Annotated in this window: 23 protein-coding genes; 4 read left to right on the top strand and 19 right to left on the bottom strand. The window is 68.6% G+C overall.

Annotated features, from left to right (window positions below; all coding sequences use genetic code 11):
• Positions 1–41: 41 nt before the first annotated feature.
• The 5 genes from OHO83_RS01780 to OHO83_RS01800 form a co-directional block, all read right to left on the bottom strand.
• Positions 42–1,670 carry an alpha/beta hydrolase gene (locus OHO83_RS01780; protein ID WP_266679616.1) on the bottom strand — a complete coding sequence of 543 codons (1,629 nt, stop codon included), beginning with the start codon at positions 1,668–1,670 and terminating at the stop codon, positions 42–44.
• A gap of 315 nt (positions 1,671–1,985) precedes the next feature.
• The gene (locus OHO83_RS01785; protein WP_266679615.1) at positions 1,986–2,492 is read right to left on the bottom strand and encodes a GNAT family N-acetyltransferase; all 507 of its coding nucleotides are present in this window, start codon (positions 2,490–2,492) and stop codon (positions 1,986–1,988) included.
• Positions 2,489–2,908, bottom strand: coding sequence for an arsenate reductase ArsC (locus OHO83_RS01790; RefSeq protein ID WP_266679613.1), 420 nt, complete (start codon positions 2,906–2,908; stop codon positions 2,489–2,491). Before OHO83_RS01790 ends, OHO83_RS01785 begins: the two co-directional genes overlap by 4 nt.
• On the bottom strand, positions 2,901–3,971 hold the full coding sequence (gene arsB / locus OHO83_RS01795) for an ACR3 family arsenite efflux transporter (RefSeq protein WP_266679611.1): 1,071 nt from the start codon (positions 3,969–3,971) through the stop codon (positions 2,901–2,903). Before arsB ends, OHO83_RS01790 begins: the two co-directional genes overlap by 8 nt.
• Positions 3,972–3,994: 23 nt before the next feature.
• Complete coding sequence (locus OHO83_RS01800; RefSeq protein ID WP_266679609.1) at positions 3,995–4,402, bottom strand: ArsR/SmtB family transcription factor; 408 nt, start codon at positions 4,400–4,402, stop codon at positions 3,995–3,997.
• A gap of 79 nt (positions 4,403–4,481) precedes the next feature.
• Here OHO83_RS01800 and OHO83_RS01805 point away from each other — a divergent pair, with 79 nt between their 5' ends.
• Positions 4,482–4,955, top strand: a complete 474-nt coding sequence (locus OHO83_RS01805; protein WP_266679607.1) for an ArsI/CadI family heavy metal resistance metalloenzyme — start codon at positions 4,482–4,484, stop codon at positions 4,953–4,955.
• Positions 4,956–5,076: 121 nt separating this feature from the next.
• Here OHO83_RS01805 and OHO83_RS01810 read toward each other — a convergent pair whose 3' ends face one another.
• Positions 5,077–5,361 (bottom strand): hypothetical protein, encoded by a 285-nt coding sequence (locus tag OHO83_RS01810; protein WP_266679605.1) that lies wholly within the window; start codon positions 5,359–5,361, stop codon positions 5,077–5,079.
• Positions 5,362–5,668: 307 nt separating this feature from the next.
• Here OHO83_RS01810 and OHO83_RS01815 point away from each other — a divergent pair, with 307 nt between their 5' ends.
• Entirely contained in the window at positions 5,669–6,709 is a 1,041-nt protein-coding gene (locus tag OHO83_RS01815; RefSeq protein ID WP_266679604.1) for a LacI family DNA-binding transcriptional regulator, read from the top strand.
• A gap of 30 nt (positions 6,710–6,739) precedes the next feature.
• Here the strand turns inward: OHO83_RS01815 and OHO83_RS01820 are convergent, their stop codons facing one another.
• The 9 genes from OHO83_RS01820 to OHO83_RS01865 all read right to left on the bottom strand — a co-directional run bounded on the left by OHO83_RS01820 (position 6,740) and on the right by OHO83_RS01865 (position 20,834).
• Complete coding sequence (locus tag OHO83_RS01820) at positions 6,740–7,450, bottom strand: sulfite exporter TauE/SafE family protein (RefSeq protein WP_266679602.1); 711 nt, start codon at positions 7,448–7,450, stop codon at positions 6,740–6,742.
• Positions 7,447–8,865 (bottom strand): amidohydrolase family protein, encoded by a 1,419-nt coding sequence (locus OHO83_RS01825; protein ID WP_266679600.1) that lies wholly within the window; start codon positions 8,863–8,865, stop codon positions 7,447–7,449. Before OHO83_RS01825 ends, OHO83_RS01820 begins: the two co-directional genes overlap by 4 nt.
• On the bottom strand, positions 8,862–10,190 hold the full coding sequence (locus OHO83_RS01830; protein WP_266679598.1) for a uracil-xanthine permease family protein: 1,329 nt from the start codon (positions 10,188–10,190) through the stop codon (positions 8,862–8,864). Before OHO83_RS01830 ends, OHO83_RS01825 begins: the two co-directional genes overlap by 4 nt.
• Positions 10,191–11,242: 1,052 nt before the next feature.
• Entirely contained in the window at positions 11,243–11,692 is a 450-nt protein-coding gene (locus OHO83_RS01835) for a hypothetical protein (RefSeq protein WP_266679596.1), read from the bottom strand.
• A gap of 360 nt (positions 11,693–12,052) precedes the next feature.
• Complete coding sequence (locus tag OHO83_RS01840) at positions 12,053–13,120, bottom strand: type III polyketide synthase (protein ID WP_266679594.1); 1,068 nt, start codon at positions 13,118–13,120, stop codon at positions 12,053–12,055.
• Between the two features lie 514 nt (positions 13,121–13,634).
• A complete protein-coding gene (locus OHO83_RS01845) occupies positions 13,635–14,840 on the bottom strand; it encodes a cytochrome P450 (protein WP_266679592.1) in 1,206 nt (401 codons plus the stop codon).
• 719 nt (positions 14,841–15,559) lie between these two features.
• Positions 15,560–17,794, bottom strand: coding sequence for a penicillin acylase family protein (locus tag OHO83_RS01850; RefSeq protein ID WP_266679590.1), 2,235 nt, complete (start codon positions 17,792–17,794; stop codon positions 15,560–15,562).
• A 1,082-nt stretch (positions 17,795–18,876) separates the two neighbouring features.
• Positions 18,877–19,578 (bottom strand): 2-phosphosulfolactate phosphatase, encoded by a 702-nt coding sequence (locus OHO83_RS01860; RefSeq protein ID WP_266679588.1) that lies wholly within the window; start codon positions 19,576–19,578, stop codon positions 18,877–18,879.
• Between the two features lie 665 nt (positions 19,579–20,243).
• Positions 20,244–20,834, bottom strand: a complete 591-nt coding sequence (locus tag OHO83_RS01865) for a GNAT family N-acetyltransferase (protein WP_266679586.1) — start codon at positions 20,832–20,834, stop codon at positions 20,244–20,246.
• 158 nt (positions 20,835–20,992) lie between these two features.
• Here OHO83_RS01865 and OHO83_RS01870 point away from each other — a divergent pair, with 158 nt between their 5' ends.
• The gene (locus OHO83_RS01870) at positions 20,993–21,496 is read left to right on the top strand and encodes a GNAT family N-acetyltransferase (RefSeq protein WP_266679584.1); all 504 of its coding nucleotides are present in this window, start codon (positions 20,993–20,995) and stop codon (positions 21,494–21,496) included.
• 104 nt (positions 21,497–21,600) lie between these two features.
• On the opposite strand, the gene OHO83_RS01875 is transcribed toward OHO83_RS01870, so the two are convergent.
• Positions 21,601–22,272 carry a hypothetical protein gene (locus OHO83_RS01875; protein WP_266680284.1) on the bottom strand — a complete coding sequence of 224 codons (672 nt, stop codon included), beginning with the start codon at positions 22,270–22,272 and terminating at the stop codon, positions 21,601–21,603.
• A 745-nt stretch (positions 22,273–23,017) separates the two neighbouring features.
• Between OHO83_RS01875 and OHO83_RS01880 the strand changes: the two genes are divergently transcribed.
• Positions 23,018–23,614 (top strand): hypothetical protein, encoded by a 597-nt coding sequence (locus tag OHO83_RS01880; protein WP_266679582.1) that lies wholly within the window; start codon positions 23,018–23,020, stop codon positions 23,612–23,614.
• Between the two features lie 168 nt (positions 23,615–23,782).
• On the opposite strand, the gene OHO83_RS01885 is transcribed toward OHO83_RS01880, so the two are convergent.
• The 3 genes from OHO83_RS01885 to OHO83_RS01890 form a co-directional block, all read right to left on the bottom strand.
• Positions 23,783–24,547, bottom strand: a complete 765-nt coding sequence (locus OHO83_RS01885) for an alpha/beta fold hydrolase (protein WP_266679580.1) — start codon at positions 24,545–24,547, stop codon at positions 23,783–23,785.
• A 246-nt stretch (positions 24,548–24,793) separates the two neighbouring features.
• Positions 24,794–24,901, bottom strand: coding sequence for a multicopper oxidase domain-containing protein (locus tag OHO83_RS46875; protein ID WP_405633985.1), 108 nt, complete (start codon positions 24,899–24,901; stop codon positions 24,794–24,796).
• Between the two features lie 3 nt (positions 24,902–24,904).
• Complete coding sequence (locus OHO83_RS01890) at positions 24,905–26,083, bottom strand: Cmx/CmrA family chloramphenicol efflux MFS transporter (RefSeq protein WP_266679579.1); 1,179 nt, start codon at positions 26,081–26,083, stop codon at positions 24,905–24,907.
• Between the last annotated feature and the right edge of the window lie 64 nt (positions 26,084–26,147).

Consider the following 26,147-nt stretch of genomic DNA (forward strand, 5'->3'; position numbering starts at 1 on the left):
ATCGAGTCGTCACGCGCCCAGGCCGGGGGCTGTGGCCCGACTCAGTGGACGGTGCCGGCCGTCCCACCGCCGCCGGTGGCGACGCCGCCGACCGGTTTGGGCGCGGGGAAGGGAGGCTTGTCCTGCCTGCAGGTCGTTCCGGCCGGCGGGAGCGTGCCGTCGATGAGGTACCGGCTCTCGTACGTCTTCACGCAGCTGCTGGGGTTGACCAGGGCGGTGTGACCGTACCCCTCGTGGGTGAGCAGGCGGGCGTCGGCCAGTTCCCCGGCCAGCGCCTGCGCGTCCGCGTAGGGAGTGGCGGGGTCGTACTTGGTGCCGACCAGCAGGACCGGGTGTGCCGTCGGCCTGTTCCACGGACCCCGGTAGCGGTCGGCCGCGACGGCCGGCCAGGAGGCACACCCGATGGTGGCCCAGGTCCAGAAGCGTCCGGCGTCACCGGCACGTGCGGCGGCGGCCTCTTCCAGGGCGGGGTAGGCGGCGGCGTCACGCGGGTTGGGGCTGTCGCCGCAGAGCACCGCAGCCGCCTGTTCCTCGCCGAGGTACGGATCCGGATGCGGAACCGGCGGCGGAGGCGGAAGCGAGGACTCCTTGGCGACGCGGCCCTGCCAGAGGTCCTGCAGCCTGACGGCGAGGTCCGTCCAGCGCGGGTGAACGATGTAGAGGCTGGGCACCACGTCGGCGATCGTGCGTCCGTAGGTCCACTCACCCACGGGATGTGCCCGCAGCCGCCGCATCAGCTGTTCGAACTTGGTACGGGTCGCTTTCGGGCTGCCGGCGGAGAAGGCGCAGCCCGCGGTGTCCGTGGATCCGCACAGGGTGAGGAACCGGTCCAGGACCCCTGCCGCGGAGCGGTCCACGCCCATACGCAAGAAGGTGGTCAGCCGGGGGTCCGCGTCGGAGGCGTGGTTCGTCCATGCCTGCGGGTCGATGTCGCTGTCGAGGACCATGGCGCGGACCCTGCCGGGGAACAAGTTGGCGTAGGTGGCGCCCAGGATTGTGCCGTAGGAGATTCCCAGGTAGGTGAGTTGCGCGTCGCCCACCGCCTGGCGCAGCCCTTCGAGGTCGCGAGCGGCGTCAGTGGTCGACACATGACGCAGTAACTCGGGGTCACGCCGCTCACAGCGCCGGGACAGGTCCTGGTACGCGGCGGCCACGGCCGCTCGCTGCTGTGCGCCCACCGGGATGCCGGCCGGTTTGCTCGCGTTCCACGCGGCGGCCTCCTCGGGAGTCGCGAAGCAGTCGACCGCGGTGCTGCTGCCGATCCCGCGGGGGTCCCAGCTGACGATGTCGAACCGCTCGCGCACTTCGCGCGGGAAGAACTCGTAGTCCTGTGGCATCTGGATCGTTCCCGGCCCGCCGGGTCCGCCGGGGTTGAAGAGCAGGGTGCCGATGCGTCGACCAGGGCCGGTCGCCTTTCGTTTGATGACTGCCAGTTTGATGGTGCGACGACCTGGGTTGTTGTAGTCCAGCGGCACCTTCGCGGTCGCGCAGTCGTACGGGCTGCCTTTGACGCAGGGTTTCCAGTCCAGCTTCGGGGCCGGTACCGAAGCTGTGGGTATGCCTCCGGCCGCGGCGAGGTTCTGCCCGGTCAGAACAGTCGAGTAGGTCACCAGCGCGGCGATGACCGCGGCACAGATCCGACGGCCCGCCGTCGGTCCGGATATGTGCATGCCCTGTCCTCCACGGCTGAGGGGCGGACGCCCTGCTGTGTCGGACGTCGTCACGCATCTGTGTCCACGGGACCGCGGCCCGGCGACGCACGCGAGAGGACTGCGGCCAATCGGGCGAATCACCGTCACGGTGGGGCCGGCGACGAAGCCCGCGACGCCCGGCCGGCTCCTGGCCCTCCGCCCCAGGGACGACTCGAGTGGCCTGCTGAAGTGTCCCCTCCCGGATGACTTCGAGCGGACCGGTGGTACAGCGGCTCCAATGAGGGCTGCATCCGGCTTCATCAGGGCGAGGAAGCGCGTGATCGTGCCCACGGCCTACGTGACGGCTTCGCTGCGTCGTTCGATCATGACGACGTCACGCCACACGCCGTGGTGCCGGCCGATGCGCTCGCGGGTGCCGATCTCACGGAAGCCGCGTCTGCGGTGGACGGCGAGACTGGCTGCGTTCTCGAGGAAGATGCCGGACTGGACGGTCCAGATCCCGGCCGCCTCGGTCGAGGTGATCAGGGCGCCGAGCAGAGCACCGGCGATGCCCCGGCCGCGGACTCCGGGGTGGACGTACACGGAGTGCTCGACCACGCCGGCGTAGACGCAGCGGTCGGAGACTGCGGAGGCGGCGATCCAGCCGATGACGGAGCCGACGGAATCGAGGGCCACGTGACGGTGCTCGGGGAGTTTGGCGGCGTCGAAGTGCCGCCAAGTGGGTGCGGTGGTTTCGAAGGTGGCGTTCCCCTCGTCGATGCCGAGTTGGTAGATCTTCAGGACGGCACCGGCGTGCTCGGGGCGCATCGATGTGATGCGGATGTCAGGGTGTGCGGTCATGAGCGGGGCTCGGGTGCGATCTCCTCGATCAGGCCCCGGATGCGGCGTTCGATCTCGTCGCGGATCGGGCGGACCGCGTCGACTCCCTGGCCTGCCGGGTCGGTGAGTTGCCAGTCGAGGTAGCGCTTGCCCGGGAAGACGGGGCAGGTGTCGCCGCAGCCCATGGTGATGACGACATCGGATGCCTGGACGGCTTCCGCGGTGAGCACCTTGGGGACTTCCGCGGAGATGTCGATGCCGACCTCGGTCAGCGCCTGGACCACGGCCGGGTTGACGGAGTCGGCCGGCGCGGAGCCCGCCGAACGCACCTGTACGCGATCTCCGGCGAGGTGGGTCAGGAAGGCAGCGGCCATCTGGGAGCGTCCGGCGTTGTGGACGCAGACGAACAGGACCGAGGGAAGGACGGTGTCAGACACGGGCGGGATCTTCCTGGAGTGCGGGCGAGGCGGGGGCGGTGAAGTAGCGTCGGGCGTACAGCGCCACGTACACGAGCCCGATCAGCACCGGTACCTCGATGAGCGGGCCGACGACACCGGCCAGGGCCTGCCCGGAGGAGGCGCCGAACGTCGCGATGGCCACGGCGATGGCCAACTCGAAGTTGTTGCCTGCGGCCGTGAAGGCCAGCGTGGTGGCGCGCGGGTAGTCCAGGCCGACCGCACGCCCCAGAGCCATCGATCCGGCCCACATGAGTGCGAAGTAGGCGAACAGTGGCAGAGCGATGCGGACCACGTCGAGAGGCTTGGACGTGATGGCGTCGCCCTGGAGGGCGAAGAGGATGACGATGGTGAACAGCAGCCCGTACAGGGCGAAGGGGCCGATGCGCGGGATCAGCTTCGCCTCGTACCAGGTGCGGCCCTTGGCCTTCTCGCCGATGCGGCGGGTGAGGTATCCGGCCGCGAGCGGGATGCCGAGGAAGACGAGCACGCTGCGCGCGATCTCCCACACCGACACGTCGAGGCCGGTCTGCTCCAGGCCCAGCCGGCCGGGCAGAACGGTCAGGTAGAACCAGCCGAGCGCGGAGAACGCGATCACCTGGAACACGGAGTTCAGCGCCACCAGGACCGCGGCGGCTTCCCGGTGCCCGCAGGCCAGGTCGTTCCAGATGATGACCATGGCGATGCAGCGGGCGAGTCCGACGATGATCAGGCCGGTGCGATATTCGGGCAGGTCCGGGAGGAGCAGCCAGGCCAGGGCGAACATGAGCGCCGGGCCGACGATCCAGTTCAGCAGCAGCGAGGGCAGCAGCAGGCGCCGGTCCCGTGTGACGGTGTCGAGGCGGTCATAGCGGACCTTGGCCAACACCGGGTACATCATCACGAGCAGACCCAGCGCGATCGGCAGGGACACCCCGCTCACGGTCACCGTGGCCAACGTGTCCCCGAGCCCCGGTACGAGACGGCCCAGACCGAGCCCGACCGCCATCGCGGCGAGGATCCACACGGCAAGGTAGCGGTCCAGGAACGACAGGCGCCCTGCCACGCCGTGATCAGGTGCGCTCGTGTTCACGAAGCGGCCCCGGCAGTCCCCGGGCGGGCGGGCAGCAGCTCGGCGGCCGGGCGGCTCAGGATCCCCGCAAGTCGGTCGGTCATCTCAGGCAGCAGCCAGTAGTAGACCCATGTCCCGCGCCTCTCGCAGTCGATGAGACCGGCCTGTCGCAGCAGCTTGAGGTGATGCGAGATCGTCGGCTGCGACAGGTCGAAGGCCGGTGTCAGGTCGCAGACGCAGACTTCCCCGCCTGCCCGTGAGGCGATCATCGACAGCAGACGCAGGCGGACCGGATCGCCCAGCGCCTTGAACACTTTCGCCAGCTCAACGGCCTGGGGCTCGTCCAGCGGGGCGGTCAGGAGCCCCGGGCAGCAGGCGTCTCCCTCGCCGGTCTGATCCAGCACCACAAGTCTTTGCTTCGACATGCGTCTATGTTGACAGGCTTCGATACAAGGCGCAATGTTGCATCGAAGAACATCAATGCAACCTGAGGGGAGCACTGCCATGTCTCGCGCTCAGCTCGCTCTGCGTGTAAGTGATCTGGAAGCATCGATCACCTTCTACTCGAAGCTGTTCGGCACCGAACCGGCCAAGCGCCGTGAGGGCTACGCCAACTTCGCCATCGCCGAGCCCCCGTTGAAGCTCGTCCTCATCGAGGGCGAGCCCGACCAGGAAACCCGCCTCGACCACCTCGGCGTCGAGGTCGAGACCACCGAGCAGGTCACCGCCACAACCGGGCGGCTGAAGGACGCCGGCCTCGCGACGTTCGAGGAGAACGACACCTCCTGCTGCTACGCCGTCCAGGACAAGGTCTGGGTCCACGGACCCGGCCAGGAGCCCTGGGAGGTCTACGTCGTCAAGGCTGACGCCGACACCCTCGGCAAGAGCGCCCAGCCCGACGTGAACGGCGACGAATGCTGCACCAGCCGGCCCGCGGCCGAAGGAGCGACCGCAGCGGTATGCGCCTGCGGACAATGACCCACCGATGCGGCGGCTGCGGACAGTGACCCGTCGATGCCCACTGGACATTCACTCGGGCCCTGGTTAGGAACCGGCCCACAGGCGGCCAGAATTTCCCTCCTTCAGGAGGGAGTACAAGTCAACCAGCAGCCACAACCGGGCCGGCCGTGACCTGAGGACTGTTGGGGAGGAGCGACGCGAGGCTGTCCCGTACGAAGTCAGCCGCCCGGTTGATCGACTCCTCGGCCCCGGACTGGTCTTCAAAGACGCTGGTGGAGACCATCACCCCGTCCCCGGCGTCCACCCAGTAGTAGGCCACGAAACCAGGGACTTGGCGGAGCAGAGGGACGAAACCCTCGTCCACTCGGCGTCCTGCCTCGGCGGAGTCAGTCACTCCTTCGTAACGCCGGATTACTGCGTACATAGCTGATCTCCTCATGGATCCCAAGGTCACCTTGCGCGAAACGACCTACCCCTGCCGGGCGTCTCTGGCTCGGGGGACGCCCGGACATGACCCGGATAGGCGCACCGGCGATCCAACCCGGGCGTCGGCTTTGGCCAGGACTGGGCGAACCCGACTTCACGGACGTCCGGTCAGGGTCGAATTTCAAAGATCCCCGCGGCACTCGACCGGCCCGGCCGGGCTGTGTCGTGACTCGGTCCCCGGCCGGGGCCGTGTCGGCGAAGATGGACCTGTCCACCGTCCCCGCCAGCCAGGAGTCTTCGCGCAGATGGCTACTTCCGCCCCCGGCCCGAAGCCGCCGACGATCGCCGATGTGGCACGCGTCGCCGGTGTTTCGCGCACGACCGTGTCGCACGCCCTGAACGGGCTCGGCAAGGTCGATCCGCGGACGCGGGAGCGCGTGAGGAAGGTCGCGGCGGAGCTGGGCTACCGCCCCAACCTTCGGGCTCAGCGGCTACGGCGTGGACAGGCGAAGGCCATTGCGCTGGCCTCCTCGATGCCCTTCGCGGTGGCGGGCGGGCCGTCACGGCTCGGCTTCTACATGGAGGTCGCGGCGGCGGCGGCGGAGAGCGCGCTGCTTCACGACTACGCACTCGTGCTCGTACCGCCCGTGCAGTCGGATTCCGCGTTGTACTCCGTCGACATCGACGGAGCCATCGTGGTCGAGCCGGAGGCGGATGATGCCGCGGTCGCCCAGCTGCGTGAGCGCGGCCTGCCCTACGTGACGCTCGGCAGGCCGGTGTCTGCGGAGGAGGACGCGCCCTACGTCGACCTGCACGGTGATCTGGTGATGGAGCTGCTGCTGGCGCACCTGCACGAGCAGGGCGCGGTGAGGCCGGCGCTGATCGTGGGCGCCGGTTCGCGGCATTCATCCGTCGATGCGCTCACCGCGTACGAGCGCGCCGCCGAGCGGCACGGCTGGACGCCGATCGTGGCGAGGGTCCCGGAGTCGGGCGGTGAGCAGGCGGGGTACGAGCGGTGCGCCGAACTGCTCGCCGAGCACCCGGACGTCGACGCGGTCTGCGCGCTGGTCGATGCCTTCGCGGTGGGCTCGGTTCGGGCGATCCGGGACAGCGGGCGGACCGTACCGGGCGACGTCATGGTCGTCACCCGCTACGACGGCCTGCGTGCCCGTACCTGTGAACCGCCTCTGACGGCGGTCGATCTGCACCTGGACAAGGCGGCGTCCGACGCGGTGGAGTTGTTGCTGGGCCGGCTGCGCGGGGACACCGCCACGCCGTCGGTGGCGGTGTCCCCGAACCCGCAGGTGATCGTCCGGGCCTCGTCGACACGCGCCGGCCTGAACTGAATCCCCGGACTCGTTCAGGCCCGACGTCGTTCAGGCCCGGAGCATCAGGACCAGCCCGGAGACCAAGGCGAAGACCAGCACGAACAGGCGCATCCTGCGTGCGTCCAGACGGTGATGCACCAGGCGGCTGAGCCACGCACCGGCCGCGATCGCCGGCAGGAGCACGACTGCGTGACCGAGCTCGGTGACCTCCGCTTTCCCTGTCGCGAACAGCAGCGCCAGGGAGGCGACTTCCCCGATGAGGAAGCACGCGGCGACCGTGGAGCGCAGTTCGGCGGGCGGCCGGTGCTGGTAGACCAGTGCGAGCGGAGGCCCGCCGACACCGGTCGCGGTCTCGGTCAGCCCGGTCACCGCGCCCGCGCCGACGTATGCGGCCCGCCCGGGCGTGAACGCGGGCACGGTCAGGCTCGCGACGGCCGCGAGCACCGTGGCGCCGCCCACGAACAGGCCGAGGCTGCGTTCCGGGATCAACCACAGCACGGCCAGACCGGCCGGGGTGGCGGCGAGCCGCGCCCCGGTGATCCAGCCCGCGCCGCGCAGGTCGAGCGAGGACCGTTCGCGCCAGGCGACGTACAGGTTGAGCGGGATCATCGAAGCGAGGACGAAGACCGGGACCAGGCCCGGATCGAGGATCCCGGCCACAGGCGCGACGATCAATGCGAAACCAAGTCCACTGCTGCCCTGGACGAAGGCGGCGATGGCCACCGTCACGGCAAGGACCGCCAGTATCTGTGTACTCACTGCGCCGCGCTCCGCTCCTGTGACCGGATCAGTGCCCGTGATGCCGTGGAGGTGGGGTGCACTCGGGTGACGTTCGCCTTGGCGACGGTAGCCCGGGCCAGTTCCGCCGCCCGTCTCACCAGTTCGGGCCCGTCCCATTCGGTCGGCCGGCCGTGCCACATACGCAGTCGCCCGGCGACGAAGACGGCGGTGATCTGGTCCCGGTTGCCGCGTCGCACGAGTTCCCATGGCAGGTCCCAGGAGAACGCCAGTTCCGGGGTGTCGACATCGACGAGAAGGAAGTCGGCCGCCATGCCTTGGGCGACGGTGCCGGTGCGGGCGCCGAGCCCGACGGCGTCCGCACCACCCCGGTTGGCACGCTCCAGCCACGTCCAGCCCGCACCGCACGACGAGTCACCGGTCGCCAGACCGTACGCGAGGCGCTGCGCGAACTCGGCGGCCTCCGCGAGCCGGAAGCCGTCGCCGCGGGTGCCGTCGGTACCGAGCCCGAAGCGGATGCCACGCTCGGCCATGGAGGTCGCGGGCGCGACCGCGTTGCCCTTCCACGCGCTGGCGACGGGGTTGTAGCTGACGGCGGTGCCTGTGTCGGCGAGCAAGGTCAGCTCGCGGGGCGTGAGCATCGTGGCGTGCGCGGCGAGCAGTTGGGGGCCGAGCGCGCCGACGCTGTGCAGGTGTTCGAGGGGCCGCAGCCCGTGTCGTACCAGGGAGCGTTCCACGCCGGCGAGGTGCTCGTTGACATGAATCTGGACGACCGCCCCAGCCTCGGCGGCGAGGCGGGCGGTGGCGTGCAGGGTGCGGTCGGTCGCCGCCTCGGGGATGGAGACGGCCAGGGACGGATGGATGAGCGGCTCACCGTCGTAGCGGGCGAGGTGCTTCTCGGCCTGCTCGAGTACGGCCGGGTGGTCCGGCGCGTCCGCCTGGTCCGCGTCGTTGCAGACCAGGCCGAGGACGCAGCGGATCCCGGCGTCACGCGCGGCGGACGCGACCACGTCGACGTCGACACCGGCGCGCGTGCCGGCGTCGGTGACGGTGGTGAATCCGCCGCGCAGCGCTTCGAGGGCGGCCAGCTTGGCTGCGGTGTAGGCCGACTCCTCGTCCAGCGCGCCTTCCAGCGGTACCCAGACCCGGCGGAAGATCTCGGAGGGCTCCCCGAAGGCGAGCGCGGAGCCGAAGCTCTGGGTGAGGTGGTGGTGGGCGTCGACGAATCCGGGCATCAGCAGATGGCCGGGCAGCCGTACGGCCGGCCATTGCGGGTGTGCGCGCTGCAGTTCGTCCGCCGGTCCGACGGCCTCGAAGCGACCGTCGTCGATCGTGACGGCCCAGCCGTCGGCGGGGCCTTCGGGCAGCAGGACCGCCCCCGGTACGAGAAGGAGTGGGCCGGGGCCGGCGAGGAGATCGCGGTCGGATTGGTTCATCGGTCGCTTTCCGTGCGTGCGGTGGTCAGACGGGCGGCGACGCCTGGCCTGACATGGTGGAAGAGGATGTTGAGAACAGCGGCGGCGAACGTGCCGACGGCGACGCCGCTTTCGAGGAGGATGCGGACGTTCGGCGGGAACGCCCCGTACACGCCGGGGACGAGGATGGGCAGGAGCCCCAGTGCGAGAGCGACGGCGCATATGAAGGTGCTGGTGTGCTTGTCGAGGTCGGAGCGGCCGAGCATCTGGATGCCGAGCACGGTGATGACCGCAAAGACGACCATGGCGGTGCCGCCGACGACAGCGGTCGGGATCACGCTGATGGCACGGGTGACGGGGGCGAGGAATCCGATGACGATGAGCACGACTCCGGCCGCGGCGGTGACGAACCGGCTGCGGACGCCGGTGACGCGGACGATGCCGATGTTCTCCCCGCTGGTGACCATGAGCGGCAGGCCGAAGAATCCACCGAAGAGCGAGGTGAGCGCGTCGGCGCGGACGGTCTTCGGCACGTCGGTCCGCTGGTCGATCTTCTTGCCGACGGCCTCGGCGTTGATGACGGTCTGGCCGGTGGCCTCGGCCATGGAGGCCAGGCTGTAGAGCATCAGAGGCAGGGCGGCCACGAGGTTGAACTCGGGTGAGCCGAAGGGCATCAGGTGCGGCAGGTTCACCAGTCCGCCGCCCATGGCGCCTGCGCCGTGGACGGCACCGACCGCGGCGGCGAGCGCGGTGCCGGCGAACAGGCCGAGCATGACGGAGAGTTGACGCAGGATGCCGCTGGAGAACAGGTAGAAGGCGATGGTGAACCCGATCGTCGCCATGCCGAGACCGAGGTTGGTGGGATCGGCGAAGCCGGGAGAGCCGGGCTGTCCCGTGACGAGGACCGCACCGACCTTCACCAGGTTGACCCCGACGATGACGATCATGGTGCCGATGACCAGGGCGGGAAAGTACGCGAGCAGCCGGGAGAAGACAGGCAGTACGACGAAGGTGAACACCGCCGTCAGGACCACCGCACCGGTGGCTGTGCGCACGCCGTGCTGCTCGGCGATCGCGAGGAACAGGATGAGCGGAGCCCCGCCCGGCAGCATCACGAAGGGCAGCCGCGGCCCGAACTTCCAGGGCCCGAGCGACTGGATCAGCGATCCCACGCCGGAGAGCACAAAGGCCGCCGAGAGCAGATCGACGGTGAGAGCGGCGCGGAGGCCGAGAGTGGCGCTCATCAGGAAGATTGCCGAGATGGGGGTGGCGGCCATCACGAGGACGTGCTGGATCCCGAAGAGCAGGATCCGCCCCAGGGGACGCGATTCGTCCACGGGGTGCACGCCGGGTGGGTCACCTTCGCCGCCGGCCGCGGCCCCGGTGATGTCGGGACGCGCTTCTTCGGGACGCGCGCCATCTGGACGAGCGCCGTTGGGGCGGTGCCCCTCGGGACCATGGCTCTGGGGATGGGGTCGCTCATGCGAGTCGGCTGTCTGCGTGAGGTGGGAGTTGACGCTCTCGCGGGTGTCGGCGTTCTGGGATGGAAGGGCGGTGGGCTCGTCTGCCGGGTACTGGGCCGCTGGACCGGAGGTCGGCGGTTCGCCGGCCGGTGGCCGGCTCTGGCGGGAACTGGGCATGTTCGGGCTCCGTTCGGGCGTACGGCACGCTCGGATATCAGCCGCGATCCGGCCCTGGACGGAGAGCCAAATCGATTTGGCCAAATCGATTTGGCCGCCAGTATGGGAGCCCTCGGAGCCACCGTCAAGAGAGGCCGCAACCAGGCCGCCGAGCAGACCGGCCCTGGATCCCCAATCCTTCGCGTCGGGCAGGAGCGACGCCGGCAACAGGACCGAAGCAGCCGGTGCGGCGCAACACTCCACGCATGCCGCCGGACAGGCCCAGCACCTCAGGCCCCTGACGCCAAGGCGCGCCGTGGCGCCCGACGAAGAACCCATGCGTATCGTCTTGGAGGCGCAGGAGCAAGATGCCCTGCGCGCCAACGCCCAGCGACCGGGGTCGACTTGAGGGATGTCCCGTACGCGCCGCTACAGCAAGCCGGTGACACAACTGCGGCGAGAAAGGTCAAGCGTGGCCCGCAGAGGCCGTCAGAGGCGCCTACCCCTGGAGAGCCGGGTGCTATTGGTGGCGGGCTACCACCGAACGAACCTAGCGGCTCGCGGAACGACAAACACAAGGTCTGTCGGGAAAGCGCCGGCCACAGCCACTCGTTGAGGGCTGCGACCAGCACTGTCGCCCCGTAGCGGACGGCAAGCTACCGAGGCGGTCGGCCACCGAAGTTCGACATGCCCGACGGATCTCCTCGTTGCCCGGCTGCGATCAGCACCGCCAACGGCCGCCGTCGGCCCAGGCCTTCGGGCATCGCATGTTCAGCCGCTCAGGTCTGGCACTGCGCCGTGCCGGCGGTAGACCATCCGCTCCAGGCTCCCCCGTCGGCCCGGGCGTGTACGCGAATCTCGACCTTCACACCGGGCGCGCACACCCGGGTCGAACTTCCCACCTCCGTGGGCTCGACGGTCGCACGCGCCGGGACGTAGGTGCGCCCGCTGCCCAACTTCACCCAGTAACCACCGTCGACGACACGGAAGAACGCCTCGTAGGTGACGTTCACCGCCCTCGGCCCCGTGTTGCGCGCCTTGATGTACGCCGTGATCTCCCGCGTGTAGACCCTGCCTTCCTTGCCGCGTTGGGCACTGATGCAGCCGTTGACGGCCACCCTGCCGGTCGACACACCGCCGCCGCAGGCGACTGCTGCGGCGTGGGCGTTCGCCGGAACGGTCAGCATGGTGAGCGCCGCGGCGCCAAGGATTGTTCCGATACGCCTCATATGCACAATCCTGCTCCCTTCGATCATGATTGCCTCGGAAGAACCATTTCGCGTCGAGGCGTGGAGGGGCAGCGGCTCATCGAGTTCTTCACTCCAACGGAAGCAGACCGATCTCAGGCGGCGAGGTTCCACCTGGCCGTGTGCTCTGCGCGTCGGTCTGCGAGAGCGGGTCCAGGTGGTACGTCACGGCCGTGATCTCCGCGTCCTGCCGACACGACGGGGTCACCGACCTTGGCGCCACCCGGCGTTGCGCTGCTGGGCACCCCGGTGTCCGGGTACGACCGCGGGGCACCCCGCCGGCATGCGGCCGGCGGGGTGCCCCGCGAGTCCAGCTCCTGCCTGTTCCCCCTCGGCTGGGGGTCAGGCAGCAAAGCCCTCCCTGTCCGTCGCCCAGGTACCCAGGGCGATCTCGGCGGTGATGCCGGGACCGAAACCGGCTATCAGGCCTTGGTGGCCCTCTAGTGCCGACTGCTCGTCAAACATGCGGCCGAGGGCGTCGAGGACGACCGCGCTGGCGATGTTTCCGTACTCGGTGAGTGTGGCCCGACTGAAGCGGAACGCCTCGGGCGGTATGTCGAGGCAGCGGCTCAGGTCGTCCAGGATGCGCGGCCCGCCGGCGTGGACGATGTAGAAGTCCAGTTTGCCGACGTTCCACTGGTGCTCTTCCGCCAGGGCACGCAGCGCGGGGCTCAGGGGCTCCATCGTTTTCGGTACCCGCTTGTCGAGCTGGAAGTGGAAACCGGTGGAGCGGACCGCGTAGGAGATCCAGTCCTCGGTGTGGGGTATGAGGTACGAGCCGTTGCGCTCAAGTCGCATTCCGGTGCCGCCGCTCCCCCGGACGACAACGGCGGCGATACCGTCACCGAACAACCCGTTGGAGAGCAGCGATCCCACACCGATGTCGCCCGGCTGGTAGCACAGTGAACAGAACTCACAGGCCACGATCAGGACATTGGCGTCGGGGTACGCCGTGCAGAAGTCGTGCGCCCGGTTCACGGCGGCTCCGCCTGCAGCGCAACCGAGTTGGGCGATGGGCAGCTGTCGTGTCTGCGATTTGAAGCCCATCGTGTTGATGAGCCACGCGGTCAGCGAGGGCATCATGAAGCCCGTGCAGGACACGTAGATGATCAAGTCGATGTCCGGGGGCTCGAGTTGAGCCTGGTCCAGTGCGCGCTGGACCACCTTCGGGACGCGGGCCTTGGACTCCGTCTCGTAGATGGCGCTGCGGGCATCCAGTCCCGGATGTGTGAGGACCACATCGATGGGCTGGATCAGATGCCGCTTCTGTACCCCGGTGTTCTCGATCAGGCTCAGTGCCAGGTCGAGTTGTGGATGGTCGTGGTGCAGCCTCCGCGCGAGTTCGAGGGTTTCCTCATTGGTGATGATGTGCTCGGGTATCGCGATTGCCGGCTTGCACAGCACTGCCATGGGAGTGACTCCTTGCAGTTGGTGGCCCCACGCGCGGCCGGGACCGGTCCTGAGGATCGAGCGCCTGGAAGGGAGCCCCTGCTGCCCTGGGCGCTCTGAGACGGCGCGCACGTGGAATACCTGACGGGCACACGGTCGACGCGACCGTCGCCAACGCTTCCCGGCCGGGCGGCAAGGTCTGCCAGAGACGCCGCCGCTGGGATTGGCCAGCGCACTTCAACGTACGCCAGATGGATCACCGTCGCACGTCGGACCGCCACTCCCCGCAGTCGGCCCGAGCAGGGCGTATGCCTGGCGGATCACCCTCGCGTGCCGGACCACTGCGCCCCCGCGGTCGCTGTGAGAGGCCTTGAGGCGCCGCCCTCGTCGGCTGCTCACGGCCGCGCGGGGCCTCAGCCGACTCGTGCCGCTCAGGCTCGCGATCGCGCCGAGCGGGCGCGCAGCGTCGAGCGGGGCGCGCAGTGTTACGCGCGCGCGGTGTCCCCGCCCGGCCCTGCGGTCATCTGCCGGCCTGTCACCAGGTGACGGGCAGCGCGAGGGGATAGCGCCAGATCGATGTCGCGTTCCACTGGAGCTCTTCCGCGGGCTTGGCCAGCGCGAGGCGAGGAAAGCGCTCGAGGAGCGTTCCGAGGGCGATCTCGATTTCCGCGGCGGCCAGCGGAGCGCCCAGGCAGTGGTGGGCGCCCCACCCGAACGTCATGTGAGGCGGACCGGAACGTTCCAGGTCCACCTCGTCGGGGCGGTCGAACTTGCGCGCGTCCCGGTTTGCGGTCAGGTACGAGACATGCACGATGTCGCCCGCCTTGATGGTCACCCCGCTCATGGACACGTCTTCCATGGCCACTCGGGGGATACCGACCCCCTTGCGGAAGGGGATGAAGCGCAGGAGTTCGTTGATCGCCCCGGGCAGCAACTCGGGGCGCTCGCGCACGGTCGCGAGCAGATCGGGGCGAGTGAGCAACAGGTAGGTCAGGTTGCCGATCTCGTACGTCGTCGTATCCTGCCCAGTGATCAGCAGGACCATGGCCATGACGGCCAACTCCTCGTCATTGAGGATCTCGTCGCCGTCGCGGGCCGTCGCCAGCACGCTGATCAGGTCGTCACCGGGATTCTTGCGACGCTGAGCGGTCAGTGTCGCAAAGTAGGCGCGCAACTCGGCCTTCGCCCGTACCGCGGCGTCCCGGTTCGCGACCCCGACATCCATCATCGTCCGGGCGTGGGCGCGCAGCTGCGCATGGTCCGCCTCGGGGATCTCCAGAACCTCACAGATCGTGATCAGAGGCAGTGGCCCGGCAAGGTGCTCCATGATGTCGGCGGGCGTACCGTGTCCCGCCATCTGTTCGAGCAGTTCGTCGACGACATTCTGAGTACGCAGCCTCATACGTTCGATGTGCGCCGGGGCGAAGCCCTTCGACACAAGGCTGCGCAGGCGGCTGCCGGCCGGGGGGTCCATCAGATTGATCGCCTCGGACTGGACGATCGGCTCGGGTGTCATGCGCGGGAAGTCACGGCCGGCGACGGCATGACGGCTGAAACGCCGGTCCGTGGTCACCGTCCGCACGTCGTCATAGCGGGTGACGAGCCACGCCGTACCCTCGCCGAAGGGCAGCCGGATCCGGGAGACAGGTCCCTCGTTCATGAGCTGTCTGAGCATCGGATCGAACTCGAGGGCCTCGGCGAAGTCGAATGGACATTGACGCGCTTCGGAGCCGGTGGTCATGCGGATCTCCAGGTGAGTGGCACCTACTGCTGCTCTGGACCCGACAGCCGTTCCCCTCTTGCCGCCCGGCCATACCCGATTCGCCCGCATGCGCCCAATGGTTCATCCGTGCCGGTCAGGGCGGCTCGCGGCAATCTGCAATTCAACGAGGCGCGGACGCGGAGTTGCTCCGCACCCGTTGTGCACGGGCGGCGCAGACGCGCGAGCAGTGTGTACTCCAGCCGGCATCGGGTCCGGCTGGAGTACACACTGCTGTCTTGTCGGGGACACGAGGGCCTGAGGTGGTTCTCCGCTCCCCATCCCCGTTCCCGGCCACGGCACCCATCGCTGAGCGCCTCACCGACCGGGAGGGCGCCGCAGCGCTCCTGTCCCGCCCGACCGCTGCCAGGTCCAGTGATCCCTGATTCGGCGCCGACAGCGTGACCGCGGACTTCGAGCGCGACGCTGCTACTCCTCCCTACCGACGCTGGGGCACAGTCGCCCGACGACCGGGCCCGCCGCGTAAGTCGCTGCCTGCGCCACGACCAGGAGGAGGTGATGCTGGGCACGCCGAGCCGACCATGGAGTCGCGGCTCTCCCGAGGAGGGCTCACCTGCGCCGGACGGACGCGGGTGTGGGGCGCCCGACCCGCGGCCCGGCGCCTCACACCCGTCAGTTCGTGACCCGTACGGCTCGCCTGCCCGGAATTTCCTGCCGTGCTCCACGCCCCGGGCTGGCCGTCACATGCCGGGGCGGTACCTCCGCTCGACGTGCCCCTTGAGGTCCTCGGGATAGAAGTAGACGGGCCGCAGGGCGCCCCGCGCATAGCGTTCGGCCTGGTCGCCGAAGTGTGGCGAGTCGGGGTGTCCGCTCACTCCGCCCGCCGTCACCGCCCAGGCCCGCAGCCGCGGCCCGAACTCCACGACCGCCACGAAACTGTTGCCACTGGTTCCGTAGTAGCGCTTGGTTCCCGGGTAGGCCTTCGCTCCGAACGAGGCGAGCGAGCCCCATCGCGAGGAGGTGAAGGGCACCGGAACGCTGGGCTTGTCGTCGCTGAACTCCTGAACGATCGCACCGTCGTTGCGCTGGTAGCGGTTGATGTCACCCCACGGCACCTGCCGGCTGCCGAAGTCCCGCTCCAGCCGCTGGACCGCCGTCTCAAGTGCGCCGAGCTTCTGCACGTCCGTGGCCCGGTCGGCGATATAGTCCCACACCGACAATCCCGCGTTCGCCGCCGCCTGGGTCGTGAGTGCCCACATGTCCTCGCCCCAGAACACGGCCACTGATGTTGCGGTCGAGTCCGCGGACCACCGGAAGTCCCAGTCACGCAGCAGTCCGACCGGACCGGCCAGCTTCTCCTTCTGCCCATTCCCCTTGGGCAGTTGGTCCCATGCCGCCACGAGACCCGGCAACAGCCGCGCGAACGCAGTGAGATACGGGTCGAACGCGGCCTCGATCAGCGTCTGCGGGGTGAAGTCGTCGCGCGCGGTCAGTACCCGGATGGCATGCGGCCCGCGCGGGTTCTCACCGAACCGGTCGAAGTAGCGCGGATAGTCGGCCTTGTGAGGGCTGTCCGCGCCGGCCGCGGTCCAGGGCCAGTTGTTGGTGTTGAACGCCCAGCCGTTCTTCGGGTTCACGGCCTGCGGCATGCTGTCCAAGGTGTGCAGGCCATGCCAGTCGGTCGCGGGGTCACTGCCGTCGACGGCCTTGAGATAGTCGAAACGGTCGTCCCTCACCGGCATGAACTGAGGCATCAGGAAGGCGATCTCGCCCTTCGAGTCCGCGAAGAGCGTGTTGTTCGAACTGTTCGCCTTCAGGCCCGCCACCTTGAGATAGCCGGCATAGTCCCGCGTCGTCGTGCGCAGGTAACTCTGCTGGAGCGCCTCCACCGGCTTGTTCATCAGCGCACACGCGACCCACTTGCCGTCCGTCTCGCGCACGATCGGGCCGTGGTGCGTTGCGTACGTCGTGAAGGTGCGCTCCTTCACCCCGCCGTCATCGGTACGGAAGGAGAGCGTGACCTTCTTCGTCGTGACAGGGCGCAGTTCGTCGCCGTAACGGTAGGAGCGGGCACCGTCGGCCCCCGTCACGATCGTCTCGGCGAACTCGTCGATGTTGTCGACACCGCTGGTCGTGTGCATCCAGCCCGTGTCCGAGTTGAAGCCCTGGTAGATGAAGAACTGCCCCCAGGTGGCGGCGCCGTAGGCGTTGAGTCCCTGGCGGCTCGTCACATGCTGTTCCGCGCGGAAGAAGAAGCTGGTGTGCGGGTTGATCAGCAGCAGCGCGTGGCCGTCCCGCGTGTGGCTGGGTGCGATCGCGAAGCCGTTGGACCCCGTGGGTTCGCGCTGCACGAGACCGCGCTCCTCGTCGGTCATCGGCACGTCGCGCTTGTCGTAGAACGCTTCGAGCTGGGTGAGCAGCACCGATTCGATGTCGCCGCCGATGCTGCCTTCGGAGAAGCTGAGCGGCATCCACGGCTCGAACCGGTCGAGCACCCGCGGGCGCACCTCGGGGTGTGTCGCGAGGTAGTGGTTGAGCCCGTCCGCCCAGGCCCGCATCAACGAACGCAGCCACGCCGGGCACTTGGCGTAGTCCTTCTTCAGCTCCTCCGGGTCGAGGAACAGCCGCTGGCGCAGGTCCTGCCATATCGCGCTCTCGCCCTCGACCTCGGCGAGACGGCCCATCGCGACGAGGTAGTTCTGCTCGATCCGGTTGAAGTCGTCCTCAGCCTGGGCGTACATCATCCCGAACACCGCGTCGGCATCGGTCTCACCCACGACGTGGGGAACACCCCAGTCGTCCCGCGTGATCGTGACCCGTTCGGCATGTCGGTGCCGGCGGGCCTCGTCGGGCAGTGCCTGCGTCGGCAGCGCGAACGCGGTACCGGTCCGCAGCCCGGCAGCGGCAACGGCCAGCCCGGCCGCTCCACCCAGAACGCGGCGCCGGCTCACCCCGGAGTTCTGCGCATGGCTCATGAGTTGCTCCACTCTCCTTCGAGGATCAGGGGATCGTTCGGCTTCACCCGGTGTGGTGAGCGGTGGTCCGCGTGCCCGCCCGTTGGCGCTCTGGCCACCTGGTACGGCGCTCCCGTCGCCCTTCGCCCATGAGACCTCGACGGGATGACGCCCTCGGCCATCACCCTGATCGTCACCCCCACCGCGCAGCCGGCAACCACGACCGAGATGACCACCCGGACGGCACACGCACGTTCCGGTGATCACCTACGCGGACAGTCCTATCCAGGAAGCAGCGCCCTGACAAGGCCTCACCCCACCGCAATCGGAAGTACTTCGTCCGGTGAATGGCCACTGTCCCACCTGCGCGACTGCCGACAGACTTCCGTCGTGACGGGCTGTCACCAGGGGGAGATCAACATCCGTACTCGGGCAGTTCCTCAGGCAGTCCTTCGGCCGATTCCACAGAGAACCGCTTGGCGTCCTGCACCGGCAGAGGCGTGCAGGGGCAGAACACGCACACCCTCGGCACCCGCATCGTGGGGGCAACTTGCTCGAAGACGCCACCATCGGGAGGTGCCGCGGCCTCGCGACGGGCAGCCCCTCATGAGCGGACTGGCCGACGTCCGCCCCCTCGTGGAACCCGCCGCGCCGTCCAACGGGCAGCTTTCCACCACACCGACGACGACCTGCAGGCCGTCCCGACAGCGCTGGAGGCAATGGCCCACGACGCCCGCTCCCCCGCAGCCGCCGCCCGAGGCGGACGCCGCGTTCCACCGCACCCTGCTCAACGCCACCCGCAACGAAACGCCGGCCCGCATGGACATGCTGCTGGAGCCTGGCCTGTGCACATGCGACCCCGCCGTGCACGCCCACGATCACGGCACCGATCCCGTACCCAGCCACCAGGTCGTACTCGACGCCGCCCGCGACCATGCCCCCGTCCGCGCCGAGCTCGCCCTGCACGAGCTCCTCACCGAGGCCCACTCGACGAACGCCGTCAGTCATCACCGGCAGTCACCGTCATCGGAACGTGTAACTGATGCCCATACTCGACCGGATTTGCCGGCTCCCGCATGGCGAGAGGTGGACCTTACGAGGGATCAGATCGAAGCCTCGTCGGTCAGCGAGGACACGGCTGAAGCACGGAGGACCATGAGCGAGTCTTCCAAGGTCGCCACCATGGCAAAGGGGAACCGGTCGAGCTCAAGACAGAGTGCGACGTCATCGGGATGGACTCCTTGACGCACTCCCTCCGCCAGCTCGGCGGCAGCGCGAGACTCGCCGGCGCGGCGGAGGAACTCAGCTGCATCCGTCCCAGCGCCGGTGGCTCTCCGAGCGATGTATTGAGCACACGCCAGATCTTCATCGGCCTGCCCATCCTCGCCGGTGACCACGAACGTGACGCTGCCACTCTTGTTCGTCCGCAAGAGCCGAGCAGTTGCCTCCGCGACCACGAAGCTGGCACACAGCACCAGCGACGCCTCCTTGACCGCCAGGGCGCCGACCGTCCCTGCCGTGGTCTTCTGCACAACGGTCCGCCCGCCAAGGTCGAAAGACCGCATCAGCCCCGGCGAGTTGACAGTGTCGAACCCGGGCGCGGACGGACCGTCTTTGAGCGCCACCCAATCCGGGTGGCGAGTTTTGAGCGCGAGGGCTTCGTCCAGCGACTCAGCAAGAACGATCTTCTCCGCCCCCCGGGCAAAGGCCCAGGCAGCCACAGTGAAAGCACGCATGACGTCTACCACGACCGCCACAGACGGGGCCTCGACCAGATCAGCGATGCCAAGGAAACGAGCGTTCATCCGGTCATGATCGCGTATGCCCGACCCGAAGCACCCCGGCAGTGATGCGCATCACGTCACCGGTCTCGGAACGCGGCGCCTCCGGCCGCCTCCGTCGCGAAGGCAGTGCGCAATGACACGCCTGCTCAATCGCCACACGGGGGCACCCGCCCACGGTCCCTGCGGCGGGTACGGGGCACTCCCGCCCACGCGATCCGCTCAGGTGGATTACGCCGGGCCGCATATCTACCCGGCGCAAGAGCGCCGCGGCATGTCAAAGGCGAAGTCGGATGGGGCGATTCGGCGTGAGCACGTGCCCGGACGCTGATGCCGTTCGCCGGTCTCCGTCTCTGTGAGGCCATCGCTGGCGCACAGCCTTGAGCTGCACGATCCGCGAGACCGGGGCCGACTCCTGCCGCCTCGCCAACAGCCGCACTCGGGCCGGGGAATCCGCCGGAGGCTGCTCACATCTGCCGTCCCACGCCGGGCGGTGGCGTCACCTACTCGCCGACGCGGGCCGCAAACAGCGGTACGTCAGCCAACTCGTCATAGAAGTGCCGCCAACGTCTCGGACATGGCCCGAATTGACGCGCGCTTCCCGCCACAAGGGCCTCGTCGCCCGATGACCGAGCAAACCCGCTGACCGCAGCGCCGTCCCTTCCCGTGAACGTCTACGAGCGCGCCGATCAGCAATTGACGTGGGAACACATCGGCTGCTCTCGGCGCAGGTCGAGCAGCATCACGTCATGCAGGTCCGCGCTCTCCCCCCACAGCCGTGCCTCGCCGATCTTGCGGTATCCCCACGCCCGGTAAGCGGCCGACGCCGCCTTGCTTCCCGGGTGCACGTTCAACAGCACCCGCTCGGCTCCGATGCCGTCGAGCAGCATCCCGTGCAGACGACGCGCGATGCCCTGTCCACGCCACGGTCCACGCACGGCGAGTTCCATGAGCCCGAAAGTGCGGAGCCCGTCCTCGCGCCGCATGTCCTCGGGCACCGGCTCGGTCAGTTCGTCCCACCAGCCCGTGTCGGGACCGAGCGGGAAACCGTACGCCATGCCGACCGGCTCGCCGCCCTCACAACGGGCCAAGGTGGCGCGGAAGGTGCGGTTGCGCGCTTGGACGGGGAAGCGGCGGAAGGCGGCAGCGACGTCGTCCTCGGTCTCGTTGTACGGAGGCTCGGCGAACGCTTCGGCGTAGATCAGCCTGAAGGCGTCCACAGCCACTGCTGCAGTCGAGCCGCCCATGCGGTCCACCGCGATCATCCCCTGCTGCGCCATGTGGTGCCCCCCTCGGACGGTCGCGCAATTACGCTCACAGACTCCTGGACAGTGGCACCCACGCTCCAGTCCCGACCGCTCTCAGGCCACAGGCGGCCGGGGCGGAGAAACGGGAGACCTTCCGCGGTCGTTGTCCCGTCAGGAGGCAGAGTAGGGGCATGTCTACGTACGAGACGATGTCGGTCCACCTGGGGACCGAGCGGCTCATACTGCGGCCGTGGGCCGAGTCGGACGCCGCTGAGCTGCGCGCTCTCCACTCCGAACGCGGCAACGGGACGCCGACGGTTGAGCACACCCGGACGATCATCGCGCATCAGCTCACCGCAGCGGCGACGACGGGGATTGCCCTGCTGCCCATCCAGCGCCGTGAAGAAGGCGACTTCATCGGCTATTGCGGATTGATCACCGGCCGCGCCACCGTAGAGGAGCCTGAAATCGCGTATGAGTTGTTCCAGCGCGCGCATGGGCGTGGTTATGCCACCGAGGCCGCCGGTGCGGTGCTCGACGCCGCCATGGCGACCGGGCGGAAACGGCTCTGGTCGACCGTCCGCCCCTGGAACACACCGTCGTTGCGTGTCCTTGAGAAGCTCGGGTTCGAGCGGGATCACGTTTCCACGGACGACAGCGGTGAAGTCGTATGGCTCACACGCTCGTTGCGGTGACGCGGGTCGTCGAGTCCCCAGGCCCTCATGCTCACGTGATCGAGTGCGCTCAGGCAGGGTGGGCGGCTCGACGGCAGTGGTGGCCGGCTCGGGATCGGGGTTCGTCAGACGATGACGGGGACCGTCTCGGCGCGGTTGGTGGACCAGTTGGTGACGATGGGCTTGTCGACGTTGGCGGTGTCGGGGAGCTTGAGTTCGGCGGGGTTGGGGTCGTTGTCGGTGAGGGCGATGATGACGTTCTCGAATTCCTTGCCGGCATTGCTCTTGGTGGTCTTGGGGCTGATACCGGTGTACGCGACGGCGGAGCCGGTGAGCTTGATGGGGTCTTCGCCACCCTGTCCGACGGGGGACGCGACGCCGTCGGCGCCGGAGCCGAAGGACACGCTGGGCGTGTTGACATCCAGGTAGCAGGTGATGCCGGACTTGGCCTTGGCGGTGACTTGGTAGTAGCCGCCGGCCTGGGACTCCGAGGTGACCGTGAAGTCAAGGTCGTTGGTGCCGCAGGACTGCCCGTAGCCGCTCTTCCCGCCGTCGCCGGAGCCGCTCTTGCCGTCGTCGCCGGAGCCGGTCTTGTCGGTGGAGCCACTGGAGTTGGAGCCGCCGGCTGAGGAGCCTGCCGACGGGCTGCCGGAGGAGGCGGCGGCGGATGGGGTCGCGGAGCTGGCGGCGTCCGCGGTGTCGTCGTTGTTGCAGGCGGTGGTGGTGGCGGCGAGGGCCGTCACGGCCGCGGCGGCCAGGACGAGACGGGCGGAACGGGCGGCGAGACGCGAACGCATCATGATCTCCAGCGGCTGTCGGTCACAGGTGTTTCCTGCTGACACCGATGACACTAGGGCCGAGTCGATCCTGAAATGATCCTGTGAATGTCCGGGTTCTGTCTCAGCAACTTCGGTTCCAGGAAACGGCGTTGGATTGCGCCAACCCCAGCTCAAGGGGCATGTCCGAGACCAGGCGCCAGAATCGCGCCATCGCAGGATCGATGGCTCCGCGATCACGGCACCGCGCCCACCTCTCCCGGGAAAGACCAGCCGGCGCCGGCACCGAAGAGACCGGCCGAACAGCATCGACACGGCAGAAGGTCCGGGAGATCCGGCGTCGGCTCCGCCGACCTCGTTGACGGCCCCTTCAACGTCGTGCCGGTCGCCCCACCAGTTGCCGCCCGTCCCTCGTTACCTGCGGCCCACACTCGTCCGCTTCCTCGGTGACCAGGACGAACCTGGCGGGAAAGGTGGAGGACACGGATCTGGTCGAACACCTGCGGGGGTGTGCGTGGCCATGGAGCCCTTCCCCGACGGGGTGTGTGCGCACCTGCTCGGGTGTCGCCCCGGCCTTCCCTTCAGCGGCTTACGTGCCGACCTTCCATTCAATCGCCGGAGCCGACCTGTCGCAACGTGAGTGAGATGGTGCGGGCGCAGTGGCTCGGGACCACCATGGAGAGGCGGCACCGTGCCGCGCGGTATCACCATGGAGAAGCGGCACCTGGCCGCTTCGCCGCTTCGGGCCAGACACCGGAGGTGCACGGTGGAGTCAGCGAATTCCGGAGGGCGAACCGGAAATCTGCTCTTCGCGTTCGCCCCGTGGATCATCTTCGACGTCGTCGCGTCTCCCAGTACCTGGGAGTACGCCGCGCTGGCGGCTCTCGTCGCCGCAGTGGTGCTCAATCTGCCGGATCTCCGCCGGGGTTCCTTCAAGGTCCTGGAGGTCACCGGCATCCTCTTCTTCGGCGTCATGGCTCTGCTCGCACTCTTCCTCGACCGCCAGGACATGCTCTGGCTGGAGACGTACGCCCAGGTACTGTCCAGCGCGGTCATCGCAGCGGTGGCGCTGGGATCGCTGGCATTCGTGCCGTTCACCGAACAGTACGCGCGGGAGTCCACGCCCCCGGAGGTCTGGGCCTCTCCCGTCTTCCGGCACGTGAACCGGGTGCTCACCCTGGTCTGGGGCGGCGTCTTCGTCGCCACGGCCGTACTCGGGCTGGTCGCGCTGCACACCACCTCCGGTGCCGACTGGCTCAACTGGGTCATCCCCGTGGTCCTGCTGGTCCTGGCGGCCCGCTTCACGGAGCGCTATCCGGACCAGGTGCGCGAGCGGGTCAAGGCCGCGCACACCGCCCCGTAGAAGGGACGGCGCGGCTGCGGCTGTCGGCCGGTCAGGTCCGGCAGCACCTGGACGCTGGACGGCTTCGTCGACAGTCGCCGTGCCCACCGCGGCCCTCGCCGTCTCCGCCCGCCACTGGCTGTTGCTGCTGCTGCTACTGCTACTGCTACTGCGGCACTGAACTGCGCTTCAGCCCGGAACGGACAGAAAGTCCTCGACAGCGGCGGCGAAACGGGCCGGAGCATCGTGGTGCACGACATGCCCGGCAGGCAGCTCCGCGAGGCGGGCCTTGCCGGCACGACGGGTGATCATTTCCCCGGCATGGGCGGCCGCCAGCTCATCGCTGCGTGTTCCCCGGATCAGAAGAGTGGGGCAGGCCACCGCCGTCCAGTCCTGCCAGTGATCGCCATTGAGTGCCTTCTGGGACGCCACCGTGTGCTCGATGTCGAACGAGAATCCCCAGCCGCCCTCCAACCGACGGAAGGAACACTCCAGATAGGCGGCAGCCGAGCCCAGGGCGGCCACCAGATCCTGGCGCGACGGTGCATGGCGGGGCAGGCGCACGGTGAATGACCAGTCACAGTTCACCACCGCGCCGATGTCCTCAATGATCAGCGCAGAGACCTGATCCGGCTGCCGGGCAGCGTACTGGTACGCGTTCACTCCCCCCAGCGAGTGGCCCAGCACCGCCACCGGCCCGATGCCCAGATGCCGATGGAAGGCGGCTACGTCAGCAACGTAATCGTCCCGCTCGTAACGCTGAGCACGATCGGACTCACCGTGCCCACGTTGATCGAGCGCGATCACCCTCCACCGCGGCGCCAGCGCCTCGGCCAGAGGCGCGAACGCCGACGCCTCGTTGTAGTGCCCATGCAGGGCCAGAAGCGGCGTACCCGGACCTCCGAAATCCAGATACGACAGTTTCCGTCCACCGACCACGAAGAACTCACGCATGAAGCGGATGCTATGCGGCACCACTGACACCCGATGACTGACCAACAGCCGCCAGACAAGGGAACCGCCCTTCTCGGAACAGGGCAATGAGTTGCCCTCCCTGCTCGTACAGTCGGCGGCTGCAGCTGCGGTAGCCAGGCGAGCGGCTTCGATCAACCAAATCGTGCAGTTCTCCGAAGCCCTGACTGTCTCACCGGCCCAGCGGATCCCTTCGTCGTCGACCTCCACCCGGATGACATCGACGCATCAGGCTATTTCCAAGTCGACCATCATGCCCATGTCCTCGTGTTCCGCGTTGTGGCAGTGGAACAGTTGACTTGTACTCCCTCCCTGAAGGAGGGAAAGCATTCGCATGTGTCATTGGAGCACCTCGGCGCTTCGGCCCGCCGCGACCACAGTGCGGAGGGGGAACGCGATGAGTAGCGCGACAGCGACCAGGAGCCCGCTCATCCACAGCGGTCCGAGGTCGCCGAACTCGGTGCTGAGGGTGGTCGCGGCGACGGCTGGGCCGGCGGCGGCACCGAAGTTGAGTGCCGCGGTCGCGTACGAGCCGGCCATGGTGGGGGCTTGCGCCGCCTCGTAGAGGACCCGCGTGATCAGCGTGCTGCCCAGTGCGAACGACAGCGCGCCTTGTACGAACACGAGGGTGCACAGAGCGACCGGCTTGTCGGCCAGTTCCGCAAGGGCCGGCCAGCCGACGACCAGCAGCGGACCACCGAGTGCGACGACCAGGCCTGGACGCCGGTCGGACAGCCGGCCCGCGACGGTGACGCCGACGAAGGAACCGGCGCCGAAGAGCACCAGTACGACAGAGATCCACAGTTCGCTCAGCCCGGCGGTGTCGGTCACGACCGGGGCGAGGAAGGTGAAGCTTCCGAATGTTGCCGCGTTCACCAGCGCGCCGAGCAGCATCACCACGATCAACCGCGGCCCCGCCAGCGAGGCGAGCTCTGCTCGCAGAGCCGGCCCGCCAGTCGCGTCCTCTTTCCCCCGTCCCGCTGGGATGCCCTTCAGAATGCCGAGGGCTGCAGGGAGGCAGAGAGCGGCGACAGCCCAGAATGTGGCCCGCCAGCCGAACACTGTGCCCAGTACAGACCCGCCGGGGACACCGGCGACAGTCGCCACCGTCGTGCCCGACAGCAGGACGGCCAGCGCACGTCCCTTCCTGTCGGCCGGCACCAGCGTGGCGGCAGCCGTCAGAGCTACGGCGATGAACCCTGCGTTCGCGAGCGCGGCGACGACCCGGGTAGCGACCAGGACCGGAAAGCTCGTGGTGATGGCGCCCACAGCGTGAGCTGCCGCGAAGGCAAGGACGAATCCGAGAAGACTGGAGCGCCTGGGCCAGTTGCGCGCAAGCGCGGCCACGAGAGGGGCGCCGACCATCATGCCGATCGCGAAGGCTGAGGTGAGCACGCTTGCTGTCCCGACTGAGACGTCGAGATCTGAGGCGATGCCCGGCAACAGCCCGGCGAGCATGAACTCCGAGGTGCCCATGGCGAAGACCGCCATGGCAAGCAGGTACAGCGGGGGAGGCATCGAAGGCTCCGAGGTGAGGAGAAGCACGAGAGGGTCATCTCGTCACCGCGGCCGGCCCCACGGG

It is taken from the genome of Streptomyces sp. NBC_00569, assembly GCF_036345255.1.
GTDB lineage: Bacteria > Actinomycetota > Actinomycetes > Streptomycetales > Streptomycetaceae > Streptomyces.